This is a genomic window from Rhodococcus sp. I2R, from assembly GCF_020889545.1.
Lineage (GTDB): Bacteria > Actinomycetota > Actinomycetes > Mycobacteriales > Mycobacteriaceae > Rhodococcoides.
Genome location: NZ_JAHUTG010000003.1, coordinates 1 through 16,131, shown reverse-complemented (window position 1 = coordinate 16,131; position 16,131 = coordinate 1). Strand labels below are relative to the sequence as shown.

Below are 16,131 nucleotides of genomic sequence, written 5' to 3'. Positions count from 1 at the left end.
GGGTCACCGAGCACCGGAGTCGTCGTTTCCGCTCTCTCCCGCACAGCTGGGCATGTGGTTCGCCCAGCACGTCGATCCGTCCGTACCTGCCAACATCGCTCAGTACGTCGAGCTTCGCGGTGACCTGGACCGGGACCTTCTGCAACGGGTCTCGTCCGAGGCTGCAATGGAGATGCAGTCCGGATTCGTCCGCATCGTCGAGGTCGATTCCGAGCCGCACCAGTTCGTCGACCCCACGCTGGAAGACCCGCTGGGATACGTCGATCTGCGGACCGAGTCCGACCCAGATCGGGCAGCGCAGGAATGGATGCGCGCCGACTACAGTGCACCGATCGACATCCTTCGGGATCGGCTGATCGCTGCCACCGTTCTGCACCTCGAGGACGACCGCTACTTCTGGTTCAACCGTGTCCACCACGTGGTTCTCGACGGATTCGGTGCCGTCACGTTCATGAATCGCACGGCCGAGCTCTACACGGCCGCGGTTCAGGGGACCGAGCCCAGCGCAAACAAGTCCTCCGACCTGCGCAAGGTGTACGAGATCGACCTCGCATACCGGGATTCCACCCGCTTCGAGAGCGACCGCAAGTACTGGGCCGAGCGCATCGCCGGCATCGATGAGGCGACCAGCCTCACCGGACGGAGCGCCGCGCCGGCGCCCGTCAGCCAGATCGACACCGTCGCCCTGGGCGAGAACACGGTCGCGCAGCTCGACGGCCAGATCTCGTCGACCGAGAGCACTTTGGCTACCGTCGTGGTGGCCGCGTTCGCGAGCTACATGGCGCAGATGACGGGCAAGGAAGACGTCGTACTGAGCCTGCCGGTGACGGCTCGAACCACCGCTGTGCTCCGGCGCTCGGGTGGCATGGTGTCCAACGTCGTTCCATTGCGACTGGCGATTGCCTCCGATACGACGGTCCAGCAGCTTCTCACCGAGGTGACCACGGCGGTATCCGGGGCTCTTCGGCACCAGCGCTACCGACACGAGGACATCCGACGCGACGCGGGCGGTGCCAGCGGGCAGGCGTCGTTCTTCGGTCCGTGGGTCAACATCATGTTGTTCTTCGGCGAGGTTCGGCTCGGCGACATGGTCGGCGGGATCAACATTCTCTCCACGGGCCTGATCGAGGATTTCGGTCTCAACCTGTATCAGAGCGTGGCCGGCAGTACGACGCACATCGATTTCGAATCGAACCCCAACCTGTACTCCTCGGAGGAGTCGGCGCGCAATCACGCGAGGTTCGTCGAGTTCCTCGACAGGTTCGTTGCGGCGCCTCCGAGCGCGCGAGTATGGGACCTCGAACTCGTCACCGCAGCCGAGCAGAAATCGGTCCTGACGCTGTGGAACGAGACCGACCACGAGATCGCTCCGCGCACGCTGCTGTCGGACTTTCACGCCCGGGTCGACGCAGATCCGGACGCGACGGCGCTGATCTACGAGAGAACCACGCTGAGCTACGGCGAACTCGGTGCCCGGGTGAGCGCGGTGGCTCGATTGCTGATCGAGCAGGGTGTCGGGCCGGAAACGCTCGTCGGGCTCTCCATCCGTCGTTCGCTCGACCTCGTCGTCGCGATGTACGGCATCGTCGAAGCGGGCGGTGCGTGGGTACCCATCGACCCCGATCACCCGGCCGAGCGCACTGGGTACATCCTCGAATCCGCGCAACCCCTTTGTGTTCTCACGGTCGCTCGGGACGGCATCGAATTGCCGGCCGGCACCGAGGTCATCGAGATCGATCGCCTGGACTACGAGTCGATGGACTCCGCCCGCGTCGAGGACTCGGACCGGGCCGGGCCGCTGCGGCTCGACAACACCGCCTACGTCATCTACACCTCGGGTTCGACCGGTCGTCCGAAAGGCGTGGCGGTCTCGCACGCTGCGATCGACAACCAGTTGCAGTGGATGCGCACCGAGTACGCCCTCGACGCGTCGGACGTGTATCTGCAGAAGACAGCCACGACGTTCGACGTCTCGCTGTGGGGCTTCTTCCTGCCGCTCCAGGTCGGTGCCAGCATGGTGCTGGCCACCCCGGACGGCCACCGCGATTCGATCTACGTGGCCGACAAGATCGCCGAACACGCAGTCACCGTCACCGACTTCGTCCCGTCGATGCTCACCGTGTTCGTCTCCAACGCTCCCGTCGGCACCTGCAGCAGTCTGCGCCACGTCTTCGTCATCGGGGAGGCGCTGCCCGCCGAAACTGCCGCTGCCTTCCGTGAGCTCACCGACGCCGGATTGCACAACCTCTACGGTCCCACCGAGGCCGCGGTCTCGGTCACCTATTACCGAAGCGGGCCTCAGGACACCCGCACCGTTCCCATCGGTGTTCCGGAATGGAACACCAAGACTTACGTCCTCGACAGTCGACTACGTCCCAGTCCCATCGGCGAGGCCGGGGAGCTCTACCTCTCGGGTGTGCAGCTCGCGCGCGGGTACGTGGGCCGCCCCGACCTCAGTGCGGACCGCTTCGTTGCCGACCCGTTCTCCAGCGTCGGCGATCGGATGTACCGCACTGGCGACCTCGTCCGGTGGCGCGCCGACGGCACCATCGACTACATCGGACGTACCGACTTCCAGGTCAAGTTCCGCGGCCAGCGAATCGAACTGGGCGAGATCGAGACGGTTCTGCTCGCCCACGAGGCCATCTCGCAGGCGGTGGCGCTGGTGGTTCCCACCGCAACCGGTGAGCAGCTCGTCGCCTATGTCGTGCCCGGCCCCGGGGCCACGGCCACGGCCGCCGAGGCCATCGAGTTCGCCGGACGGTCGTTGCCGTCCTATATGGTTCCCGCCTCGGTGATGGTGCTGGAGGCGCTTCCGCTCAACACCAGCGGCAAGTTGGATCGAAAAGCGTTGCCGGAACCGGTGTTCACGAGCGCGAAGACCTATCGTGCCCCGCACAGTCACGCCGAGTACGTCGTGGCCGGTGTGTTCGAGGACGTCCTCGGCGCCGACCGCGTCGGACTCGATGAAGACTTCTTCGAGCTCGGTGGCAACTCGCTGATCGCCACCCAACTCGTCACCCGGGTGGGTACCGCGCTGGGCATCAGACTCGGTGTGCGCGAGTTGTTCGAGGCCCCCACGGTGGGCGCACTCGCGGCGCGTGCCGAAACTGCGCTCGAGCAGGGCTCCTCGAGCCCTGAGCTCGTAGCGGGCAAGCGTCCGGACGTGCTACCCCTGTCGCTGGCGCAGCAGCGGATGTGGTTCCTCAACCGCTTCGACCCCGAGACCGCCGCATACAACCTGCCGTTCATGGTCCGATTGACCGGCAAGGTCGACGCACGCGCGCTGTCGCAGGCGTTCGGCGACGTAGTCGCGCGGCACGAAACTCTGCGCACCATCTACCCACAGGTCGATGAGTCGCCGCAGCAGATCATTCTGCGCACCGAGGACGTGTTCTCCGAGCTGCAGGCCACGAGCGTCGACGAGGCTGCGTTGATGCCCGCTCTGGTCGAGTTGGCCCAGGGTGGGTTCGACGTGTCGAGCGAGGCACCCTTCCGGATCGAGCTGTTCCGACTCACCGAAACAGATCACGTCCTGGCGATGGTTCTGCACCACATCGCCGCCGACGGCTCCTCGTTCGGTCCCCTCGCACGCGACATCATGGTGGCCTACGCCGCCCGCGCGAACGGTGACGCGCCCGGCTGGGAGCCGCTGGACATCCAGTACGCCGATTACGCGCTGTGGCAGCGGCGGGTGCTGGGACAGGAAAACGACGAGACGTCGCTGTCCGCGCAGCAGATCGGGTACTGGTTGCGGACGCTCGACGAGTTGCCCGACCAGCTCGACCTCCCGTCCGACCGGCCTCGTCCGGCTGTCGCCACGAACGGTGGAGCCAAGAGCCGTTTCGTCATCGACGCACGAATTCACAAAGGCCTGAGCGAGGTTGCTCGGTCGCATCAGGCATCGCTGTTCATGGTCGTTCAGGCTGCCTATGCCGCATTGCTCTCGCGGCTGAGTGGTACCACCGATATCGCGATGGGTGCTCCCATCGCCGGTCGAGCGCACGAGCAGCTCGACGACATCATCGGCATGTTCGTCAACACCCTCGTCTTGCGTGCTCGCGTCGAGCCGCAGCATTCGTTCGACGAGTTGCTCGATCAGGTTCGCAACACCAACCTGTCGGCATTCGCGCACGCAGACATCCCCTTCGAACGCCTCGTCGAGGTTCTCAACCCGGCACGCTCGTCAGCCCGTCACCCACTGTTCCAGGTTGCTCTGTCGTTGGAGCGGGCCCGCGAACGCGAACTGAACTTCGCCGGCCTGCGGGCCTCCGCGGAGGAGCTGGACGTACCGATAGCCAAGTTCGATCTGCAACTGTGGCTCACCGAGAACCACGACGAGTCGGGGCGGCCAGGCCAGATCGACGCAACCTTCGAATACGCGACGGATCTGTTCGACGCTGCCACGATCGAGGGCTTCGCCGACCGATTCCTGCGCATCCTCGATGCCATCGTGACGGATTCCTCGGTGCCCGTCGGTGCCATCGACATTCTTGCGCCCGACGAGGCCGACAGGTTGACTTCCGTGCACGGCGGAGTCGTGCAATCGCAACGTTTGCTGCCGGAGTTCCTTGCCGCAGGTGTGAGCACCAATCCTGGCGGAGTGGCGGTCCGAACCGCGGACGGCGAGTTGAGCTACCGCGAGCTCGACGCGATCACCGATCGACTCGCCCGCTATCTCGTCGACCGCGGTATCGGCCCAGAGAAGATCGTTGCGCTCGCATTTCCACGTTCGATGGAAATGGTCGTCTCGATCTGGGCCGTCGCGAAGTCCGGGGCCGCATGGGTTCCGGTCGATCCGGAGTACCCCGTCGACCGGGTGCGTCACATCCTCTCCGACTCGGGAGCGGTCGTCGGCATCACCTCCTCGGCGCGCATCGAGGAACTGCCGGGCACCTGCGACTGGTGGGCCATCGACGACGCCGCTCTCGGCAAAGCGGTGGAGAGCTACCCGGCCGAGACGGTCTCCGATGCCGATCGAACCACGCCGCTCCGGCTCGATCATCCCGCCTACGTCATCTACACCTCCGGGTCCACGGGCCTACCCAAGGGTGTCAGTGTCACCCATCGCGGGCTTTCCGGTCTGGTGGATCAGTCCCGCGAGCTCTACCGGGTGACGCCGCAATCGCGCTTCCTGCACGTCATTTCACCCAGCTTCGACCCGTCTGTGCTCGAATGGGCACTGACCGCCTCGGCCGGCGCAACACTCGTTGTGGCGCCGCCGTCGATCATCGGTGGCCCCGAGCTACGCACGTTGTTCGCCGATGCCGGTGTCACCCACGCCATCATCACCCCGGCGGTTCTCGGGTCGATGGACCCCGCCGGCCTCGACGACCTGGAACTGCTCTCGGTCGGTGGCGAGGCCTCGGCGCCCGATCTGGTCTCACGCTGGGCCCGTGGTCGACGCTTCTTCAACGCGTACGGGCCGACCGAGACAACGATCGTCTCCACCCGAGCCGAGCTGTTCGTGGGCGAGCCGATCACGGTCGGCGCGCCCGTTCCCGGCGTCGGTGCCCTCATTCTGGATTCGCGCCTGCAGCCCGTCCCCACAGGTGTCGCAGGTGAGCTCTATCTGTCGGGCGAAGCCGTCGCTCGCGGCTACTACCAGCGCGAGAAGCTGACAGCGGAGCGCTTCGTCGCGGATCCGTACGGGCCCGCCGGTAGTCGCATGTATCGCACCGGAGACGTCGTCCGGTGGACGAAGGATTTCGCGATCGAGTACGTCGGTCGCTCCGATTTCCAGGTCAAGGTCCGCGGGTTCCGCATCGAGCTCGGTGAGATCGACGCGGCCCTGGAAACATTCCCCGCAGTCACGTTCGCGGCGACGCTCGGTCACACGATGGCCTCGGGGCAGACGGCCCTGGTGTCCTATGTCCACGGATCAGTCGGCATCGACAGTGACGAGCTGACGAAGTACGTCGCGCGGATTCTGCCGAGCTACATGGTTCCGTCGTCGGTCATCGTTCTCGACGAGGTGCCGCTGACGCCGATCGGCAAGCTCGATCGGCGGGCGCTGCCGGAACCGGAACTGGGCATCAGCTTCCGCCAGTTCCGGGCTCCGACCACGCCCATCGAGGAGACGGTCGCGAACGTGTTCGGCGACGTCCTCGGTGCACCCGTCGTCGGCCTCGACGACGACTTCTTCGAACTCGGCGGTAACTCTCTGATCGCCACGCAGGTGGTCGCTCGACTGGGGGCCGCTCTCGACGCCCAGGTGCCGGTGCGCGCGATCTTCGAATCGCCCACGGTGGCTCAGCTGGCGATCCGGGTCGAGCAGGAAGCCGGCCGGGGCGCGCGCATCGCGCTGTCGAGGAGCGTTCGCCCCGAACGTATTCCGCTGTCGCTCGCGCAGCAGCGCATGTGGTTCCTCAACCGGTTCGACACCGAGTCGGCGACGTACAACCTGCCGATCGCGCTGAGGCTGTCGGGTGTGTTGGACGTGCCTGCACTGCAGGTCGCGATCATGGACGTCATCGATCGGCACGAATCGCTGCGCACGGTGTTCCCCGACTCGGCGGAAGGCCCGCATCAGGTCATTCAGGACGCGGCGCAGATCGTACCGAATCTGATGCCGGTGGAGACGACGGCGCGCGACCTGCAACGTGCCATCGCGCAGATCGCCTCGGGCGGATTCGACGTCACCGCCGATGTTCCCGTGCGAGCTCAGCTGTTCGAGATCGCCCCCACCGAGCATGTGTTGACGATTGTCGTGCACCACATCTCTGCGGACGGCTGGTCGTTGGGGCCGCTGGCACGCGATGTGATGGTCGCCTATGCCGCCCGTACGGAATGGGAATCGCCGGGCTGGGTGCCGCTTGCGGTGCAGTACGCGGATTACACCCTGTGGCAGCGCGCGACGCTCGGATCCGAGGACGACGCGCACTCGTTGATCTCGCAGCAGGTCGAGTACTGGAAGAATGCTCTGCGCGGTGTTCCGGACCAACTGGATCTGCCGACCGATCGGCAGCGGCCCGCGCGTCAGTCGTTCGTCGGTGGCACAGTCGGTTTCGAGATCGAGCCGCGCATTCACCGTGGTTTGTTGGACCTGGGGCGCGAGCGAAATGCGTCACTGTTCATGGTGGTCCATGCGGCACTGGCAGTTCTGCTGGCCCGCTTGTCGGGCACCGATGACATCGTCATCGGTACGCCGGTCGCAGGCCGAGGCGAGCAAGCGCTCGACGATGTCGTCGGCATGTTCGTCAACACGCTCGTGCTGCGGACCGAGGTGGACGGGCACGAATCGTTCAACGAGCAGTTGGCGCTCGCCCGCGAGGCCGCGCTCGGTGCCTTTGCGCACTCGGACATTCCGTTCGAGCGACTCGTCGAGGTGCTCAACCCGGCGCGGTCGACGGCTCGTCACCCGTTGTTCCAGGTGATGCTCTCGTTCGAGAACCTCGGTCCGACGCATCTCGACCTGCCTGCGCTGAGCATCGACAGCGTGGATCTCGATGTCGCCGTGGCGAAGTTCGATCTTCAGTTGACGTTGACCGAGCAGCTGACCGGCAGCGGTCACGCCGACGGTCTGTCTGCCGAATTCACCTACGCCACAGATCTGTTCGACGAATCGACGGTTCGCGCCTTTGCTGATCGATTCCTGCAGGTACTCGATGCGGTCATCGAGGACTCGTCGGTGCCGGTCGGAGACATCGAGCTCTACGATGCGGTCGAGCGTGGCCTGATTCTCAAGTCCTGGAACAACACGGCCCACGATCTCGATTCCAGCGCAACAGTTCTCGATGCATTCGATGCGCAGGTGGCCGCGCAACCCGACGCCGTAGCCGTGGTGTTCGACGGCGTGTCGATCACCTACGCCGAGCTCGACGCACGAGTCAACCGTCTCGGTCGATACCTGGTGACGCTGGGTGCCGGGCCCGAGGTTTCGGTTGCGGTAGCAATGCGCCGTTCGCTCGACATGATCGTGGCGCTCTACGCGGTTCTGCGTTCAGGTGCCGCGTACGTCCCGGTCGATCCCGACCAGCCACTCGAGCGCAACGACTACATTCTCTCCGTCGCGGTCCCCGTGGCCGTACTCACCACCGCCCACGAGAATTTCGCTGCGCCGAGCGGGGCGGATGTCGTCGCGGTGGACCGGATCGAGCTCGGTGGGTTCTCCGCCGAGGCCTTCACCGCGAGCGACCGTCGTGCGCCGCTTCGCGGAGACAATCTTGCCTACGTCATCTTCACCTCCGGCTCGACAGGCCGACCCAAGGGTGTCGCAGTCTCACACGCCGCCGTGGTGAACCAGGTGTCCTGGCTGGTGGCCGAGTACGGCCTCGACTCGAGTGATGTCATCCTGCAGAAGACACCGTTCACCTTCGACGTCTCGGTCTGGGAGCTCTTCGGCGCTCTTGCCTGCGGCGCGCGACTGGTGGTCGCCGAGCCCGACGGTCACCGAGATCCGGGCTACCTCGTCTCGGTCATCGAGTCCCAGGGTGTAACCGCTACATCGTTCGTTCCGTCGATGCTCTCTGCTTTTGTCTCCTCGGTCGGTGCCGGTGGGTGCGCTTGCCTGCGGTCGGTGCTGGTGGCGGGTGAGGCTTTGCCGGTATCAGTGGTGGAGTCCGCCGCTGCGGCGCTACCCGGTGCCGCCATTCACAACCTTTACGGGCCGACGGAGTTCGCGGTGCACGCCACTGCCCGCCCGGTCGCCGGTGTGGACGGATGGTCCGTCACAGGTGTTTCCGTGCCGATGGGTACGCCGGTCTGGAATGCGCGCGTGCTGGTGCTGGATTCGCGGCTGCGGCCCGTGCCCATCGGTGTCGCAGGTGAGCTGTACCTGAGCGGTGCGCAGGTGGCGCGCGGCTACTTCGGTCGGGCAGACCTGTCGGCTGATCGATTCGTGGCCTCGTTGTTCGATGATGGTGCGCGGATGTATCGCACCGGTGACCTCGTTCGATGGACCGCGGCAGGGGAGCTGGAGTACCTGGGCCGCACCGATTTCCAGGTCAAGCTGCGCGGTCTGCGGATCGAGCTCGGCGAGATCGAATCGGCGCTGAACGGGCACGATTCGATCGCTCAGGCGGTGGTGCTGGTTCGCTCGGAGCAGTTGGTCGCGTACGTTGTTCCTGCCACTGGCACGGCAATCGACACAGGCGCCTTGCAGAGCGCGGTGGGCCGCGGCCTGCCGTCCTACATGATCCCGTCTGCGTTCGTGGTGCTGGATGCTTTGCCGGTGGGCGCTTCCGGCAAGCTCGACCGGGCTGCTCTGCCCGACCCGGTCTTCGAATCCAAAGAGTTCCGTGCTCCGCGCACACCGGTCGAGGAGATCGTCGCAGGCGTCTTCGCGCAGGTCCTCGATGTGCCGCGCGTGGGACTCGACGATGACTTCTTCGAACTCGGTGGCAACTCACTGGTCGCGACGCAGGTTGTCTCCCGCGTCGGCGCAGCCCTCGGCGCACGCGTGCCGGTTCGAGTTCTGTTCGAGGCCTCGACTGTCGAGGCGCTGGCCTCGCGCGCGGAATCGCACATCGGCGGCGGTCGAGTTCCGCTCGTTGCCGGTACCCGTCTGGACCGCATTCCGCTTTCGCTCGCTCAGCAGCGCATGTGGTTCCTCAATCGCTTCGACACCGAATCGGCGGCCAACAATCTCCCGGTCGCCATCCGGCTGTACGGGGCCCTGGACGTGTCGGCTCTGCAGGCCGCCATCGCGGACCTGCTCGAACGGCACGAGTCTCTGCGTACGGTCTACCCGGAATCGGATGGTGTTGCCGCGCAGGTGATTCTGCCGACCAACGCGGCAGTGCCTGTCCTGACGCCGGTGTCGGTGACCGAGAGCGAACTGCCCGCTCGCATCGTCTCCGTCATGTCGCGAGGATTCGACGTGACAACCGAAGTGCCGCTGCACGCCGAATTGTTCGCGATCTCCGACCAGGATTTCGTGCTGGTGTTCGTTGCGCACCACATCAGCGCCGACGGTTGGTCCATGGGTCCGCTCACCCGGGATGTGATGCTGGCGTACGCGTCCCGCACTGTGGGCGAGGCACCGGGCTGGCCACCGCTGCCCGTGCAGTACGCCGACTACACCCTTTGGCAACGCGAGGTTCTCGGCGATGAGAACGACCCGGCTTCGCTGATTTCGACGCAGGCTGCGTTCTGGAAGAAGGAACTCGCCGGCCTCCCCGAGGAACTCGTGTTGCCCTTCGATCGGCCGCGCCCCGCCGTCCAATCGTTCGAAGGTGGGACGAGTCGGTTCCGCATCGACGCTGAGCTCCATCGCGATCTCGTCGCCATGGCACGCCGAACCGGAACCACACTGTTCATGGTGGTTCACTCAGCCCTCGCGGTACTGCTCGCGCGGTTGTCCGGCACCTCGGACATCGCCATCGGCACACCGATCGCGGGCCGCGGCGAGGCCGAACTCGACGATGTCATCGGCATGTTCGTCAACACGCTCGTGTTGCGGTCGGATGTGGAGAGCAGCCGAAGCTTCGTCGAGCTGCTCGACGCCAACCGCGAGAGCGACCTCAAGGCGTTCGGCCACGCAGACATCCCGTTCGAGCGACTGGTCGAGATTCTCAACCCGGAGCGGTCCACGGCCAGACACCCGCTGTTCCAGGTCGCACTCTCGTTCCAGAATCTGCCCGAGACCAGTTTCGAGCTACCGGGTTTGAAGATCAGTGCTGTCGACTTCGACGTCGACGTGGCCAAGTTCGACCTCTCGCTGTTGTTGTCCGAACACACCGACGACACCGGTGCGCAAACGGGCATCTCGGCCGAGTTCACATATGCGAGCGCTCTGTTCGACGAGGACACGGTCGAGGTCTTCGCTCGACGGTTCGTACGCATCCTGCGCGCCGCGGTCTCGACGCCACAGCGCCCGGTCGGAGATCTGCCGATTCTCGGCGACGAGGAATACGACTGGTTGACGCATGTGCACGGTGACGCGGTCACCCACGGTGGAACGCTGCCCGAGATCTTCGGTCGCGGCGTCGCGATCAATCCGGACGGCGTGGCGGTGCGCGCTGACGGCCGCTCGATCACCTACCGCGAACTCGACGCGGCGTCGACTCGTCTGGCACGAGCATTGATCGCGCGTGGGGCCGGCCCGGACAGTATCGTCGCGCTCGCTTTCCCTCGGTCGTACGAGATGGTGCTCTCGGTCTGGGCCGTTGCCAAGTCCGGTGCTGCGCATCTGCCCGTAGACCCGTCCTATCCCGTCGGTCGCGTCGAGCACATGCTCGCCGATTCCGGCGCGATCCTCGGAATCACCTCCACCGAATATGTCCACGCTCTCCCGGCGACAACCGACTGGATGTCGATCGACACGACCGAATTCGCGGCAATGGTGGGCGCGCAATCCGAGGCGCCCGTCACGGACTCGGACAGGACCTCGCCGCTGGCCATCGATCATGCCGCTTACATGATCTACACCTCCGGTTCGACCGGGCTGCCGAAGGGCGTCGTGGTGACGCACAGTGGACTCGGCGGTGTTCTCGATGCAGCCACCGATCTCTACCACCTCGATGCGACCTCGCGTTTTCTGCACATCTGTTCACCGAGCTTCGACCCGTCGGTGCTCGAATGGATGGCGGCCTTCTCCGAGGGTGCAACCCTTGTGGTGGTGCCCTCGAGGATCATCGGCGGCGACGATCTCGCTGACCTGCTCAAAGCGGAGCAGGTCAGTCACACGATCATCACTCCGGCCGTTCTCGGAACGATGGATCCGTCCGGTATCGACAGCCTGAACGTGGCCTCCGTCGGTGGCGACGTCACCACCCCCGATCTGCTTGCCCGCTGGTCGGCGGGGCGCAAGTATTTCAACGGTTACGGCCCCACCGAGACGACCATCATCTCGACATTCGCCGAGCTACGACCAGATATGCCGATCACGGTCGGACGCCCGATCCACGGAATGTCCGCGCTCGTTCTCGACAACCGTCTCAATCCGGTGCCGGTCGGTGCTGCGGGTGAGCTCTACCTCGCCGGTGGCGCGTTGGCGCGTGGCTATCACGCACGCGAGGATCTGACTTCTTCTCGTTTCGTGGCCAATCCATACGGTGCTCCGGGTGCCCGGATGTACCGGACCGGTGACATCGTGCGGTGGACCTTCGGATCCGACGCCGTGCTCACCGACCCGAGCACAGTGAACATCGAATTCGTCGGCCGATCCGACTTCCAGATCAAGGTGCGCGGATTCCGCGTCGAGCTCGGTGAGATCGACGCGGCACTGGTACAGCACCCGGACGTTTCCTTCGCGGCCACCCTGGGCCGCGAGCTACCCAACGGCACAACAGGACTCGTTTCGTACGTGTTGCCTGCCCGCAACTCCACTGTCGACACAGCCGAGCTCGCGTCCTTCGTTGCGCGCATGCTCCCGAGTCACATGGTGCCGTCCTCGATCATCGTTCTCGATTCGGTACCGCTGACACCGGTCGGCAAGCTCGACCGGGCCGCGCTGCCGGAGCCGGTATTCGAGCAGCAGGAATTCCGCGGCGCGAGCAACGAGATCGAGTCGATCATCGCCGAGGTGTTCGCCGATGTTCTGAACATCGAACGGGTCAGCGTCGACGAGTCGTTCTTCGCGCTCGGCGGTGACAGCATCGTTTCCATTCAGCTGGTGTCGCGGGCTCGGGCTCGGGGCATTTCGTTCACCCCGCGCGATGTCTTCGAACGTAAGTCGGTCGTCGGTCTCGCCGAGGTAGCGACCGTGCTCGGTGAGACGCTCGAACGCCCGACGGTGGAGGAATTGCCGGGCGGGGGAGTCGGTCCGCTGGCTCTGACTCCGATCATGAGGTCGATCGTGGAGGGCCCGGGAGGCTTCGGACGCTTCGCGCAGTCCGTGGCCGTCGTACTTCCCACCGGCATCGAACACGGACTGCTCACCCGAACGCTCGCAGCCGTGGTCGATCACCACGACGTGCTGCGTTCGGTGGTCGAGCGAGCAGCGGGCGGGGAGTGGACGTTCCGTGTCCGCGAGTCCGGCACCGTCGATATCGACGCCCTGCTGGTCCGTGTGACCTCGGATCCGTCGATCGAGGACGCGGCACTTCGCGCACGCGCCGAGGAAGCGCTCGACTCGGCGAAGAGTCGCCTGGATCCGGAATCGGGACGGATGCTCGAAGTTGTTTGGTTCGACTTCGACGATAATGGCGGGGCGCCGCGGCCGGGACTTCTGCTCGTCGTCGCGCACCACTTCGTCGTCGACGGCGTGTCGTGGCGAATTCTCCTGCCCGATCTGGCGATCGCGTGGGGACAGGGTGCCGCCGAACAGGCCATTGCACTGGCTCCGGTCGGCACCTCCATGCGTCGATGGGCGCACGGGCTTGTCGACGCGGCGCACGAGCGCACACGCGAGGCCGAGGTCACGCTGTGGACCGAGATTCTCGCGGGCGCCGACCCACTGCTGGGTGCGCGTGCGTTCGACCCACGCGTCGATACGTTGTCGACCACCGACCGTGTCGATGTCGAACTGTCGGAATCGGTCACCGAGGCCGTTCTGACGCGTGTCCCAGGCTCGTTCAACGGTGGCGTGAACGACGGTCTGCTCGCAGCTCTTGCGCTGGCACTGACGAAGTGGCGTGCGCGCAGAGGCACCGAATTCGCCGAGGTGCTCATCAAACTCGAGGGGCACGGCCGCGAGGAGGACATGGTGCCCGGCGCCGATCTCTCCCGCACGGTCGGGTGGTTCACCAGCGCTTTCCCCGTCCGCCTCGACCTGAACGGCATCGACGTTCGCGATGCGTTCGCCGGCGGCCCGGCAATGGGCTCGGCCGTCAAGGCGGTCAAGGAACAGTTGCTCGCCATCCCCGACAAGGGCATGGGCTTCGGACTGCTTCGGTATCTCAATGGTGAGACCGGGAAGATTCTCGAATCAGCGGCGAGCCCGCCTCAGGTCAGCTTCAACTACCTGGGACGTGTGTCCACCGAGGGCATCTCGGAGGAACTCACCGGGGGTGCGTGGCTGCCGTCCAAGATTCTCGCCGACGTCGGCGCGCCGGGTGATCCCGATATGCCGGCCAACGCCGGTGTCGATATCAACTCGGCAGTGGTGGATACGGTGGACGGGCCACGGCTGACCGCGAGTCTCACCTTCCCGCAGGGCTTTCTGTCCCGTGAAGACGTCGTCGAACTCGCCGACCTGTGGAGCGAGGCTCTCACGGCACTGACCGACCACGTCGTCGGCGGTGATGCCGGAGGTCTCACGCCCTCGGACGTGCCGTTGGTTTCGGTGTCGCAGAAGGACATCGACACGTGGGAAGCGAATTTCGAGCGTGTCGCGCAGTCGCGTCTCTCCGACATCTGGTCGCTCGCCCCGCTGCAATCGGGTCTGCTGTTCCACGCACTGATCTCGGCCGATTCGGTGGACGTCTACACCATGCGGGTGTTGCTGAAACTCAGTGGCATCGTCGACCATGACCGGTTGCGTGCCGCCGCGCAGGCGTTGCTCGACCGGTACGAGAATCTGCGGACCGCGTTCGTACAGAATGCCGACGGCACGTCGGTGCAGATCGTCCTCGAACGCGTCGACGTTCCCTGGCGCGAGGTGGATCTGAGCGATCGGACCGTCGACGATCGGGAAGCGGCTTTCGACGAGCTTCGTATCCGCGACAAGGCCGAGCACTTCGATCTGACCGCTGCGCCGCTGATGCGGTTCACGCTGGTGAAGATGTCCGAGTCCGAACACCGGTTCCTCGTGTCGAGCCACCACCTTCTGCTCGACGGCTGGTCGACCCCGCTGCTGATGCGGGACCTGTTGGCGCTCTACGCCTTTCGCGGAGACGCCGCAGCGCTGCCGCGGGTGCGCTCGTACCGCGCTTTCCTGGCCTGGGTTGCCGAGCAGGACGCCGAGGCGTCCAAGCAGAAGTGGATCGACACCCTCGCTGGTGTCGAAGAACCGACAATGTTGTCCTCGGTCGATCAGAACCGCGCCGTCTCCGCCGTTGCCGCGAAGATCGAGCTCGATCTGAGCACGCAGCTGACAGCGTCACTGCAGTCGGTGGGTGCACGCCTCGGCGTCACCCTCAACACCATGGTGCAGGCAGCGTGGGGTCTGCTGCTGGGACGCTCGGTCGGCAGCGAAGACGTCGTGTTCGGCGCAACCGTCTCCGGTCGCCCTGCCGGTCTCGCCGGTGTCGAGTCGATGGTCGGGCTTTTCATCAACACCCTGCCCGTGCGGGTTCGCTACGACGGTCACGAGTCGATCGAATCAATGCTGCTGCGCTTGCAGGGCGAGCAGGCAGATCTGCTCGAGCACCATCACGTGGGTCTCAACGAGATCCAGCGAGCAGCCAACCTCGGAGCACTCTTCGACACGTTGACCGTGTTCGAGTCCTACCCGGTCGATCAGGCTGGTCTCGCCGAACAAGCGAAGAACATCGACGGCATGTCCGTCGCCGACGTGGCCCTCGAAGACGCAACGCACTACCCGCTCACGCTGCTCATCGCCGCGGATACCCGCGTGCATCTGCAGCTGAAGTACCTGACCGACGTGTTCGCTGCTGCGGACGTTGCCGCCATGATGGACCGGCTGGGGCGCATCCTCGAGGCCTTTGCCTCCGATCAGAGTGTCCCCGTTGGCGACATCGATCTGTCCGGTCCGCACGAGCGGGCGTTGGTGGCGGGGGTCAATGATACTGGTTTCGAGGTTGATGGTTCGGCGACGTTGGTGTCGTTGTTTGCTGCGCAGGTGGCGGTGTCTCCGGATGCGGTGGCGGTGACTTTCGAGGGTGTGTCGTTGACGTATGCGGAGTTCGATTCTCGGTCGAATGTGGTGGCGCGTGCGTTGATTGCGCGGGGTGTGGGTGTGGAGTCGTTGGTGGGGTTGGCTTGTCGGCGGTCGTTGGATTTGATGGTGGGGTTGTATGGGGTGGTGAAGGCTGGTGCGGGGTATGTGCCGGTGGATGTGGATCAGCCTGCGGATCGGGTGCAGTACATTCTCGAGTCTTCGGGTGTTGCGTTGGTGTTGACGACTTCTCGTGATGGTTTTGTTGTTGATGGCGGTGCCGATGATGTGTCGGTGTTGTGTGTGGATGAGATTTTGGGGGGTTCGTTTTCTGATGCTGCTGTTTCCGATGGTGATCGGATCGGTGTGTTGCGGCCGGGGAATGTGGCGTATGTGTTGTTCACGTCGGGGTCGACGGGTCGGCCGAAGGGGGTGTCGGTCTGTCATGGGGCGATTGTGAATCGGTTGGT

At 65.1% G+C, this 16,131-nt stretch carries 1 protein-coding gene; it reads left to right on the top strand.

Annotated elements, in window-relative coordinates; all coding sequences use genetic code 11:
- Window positions 1–52: 52 nt before the first annotated feature.
- A partial coding sequence (locus KVY23_RS03270; protein ID WP_230555285.1) for a non-ribosomal peptide synthetase occupies window positions 53–16,131 on the top strand: 16,079 nt, incomplete at its 3' end.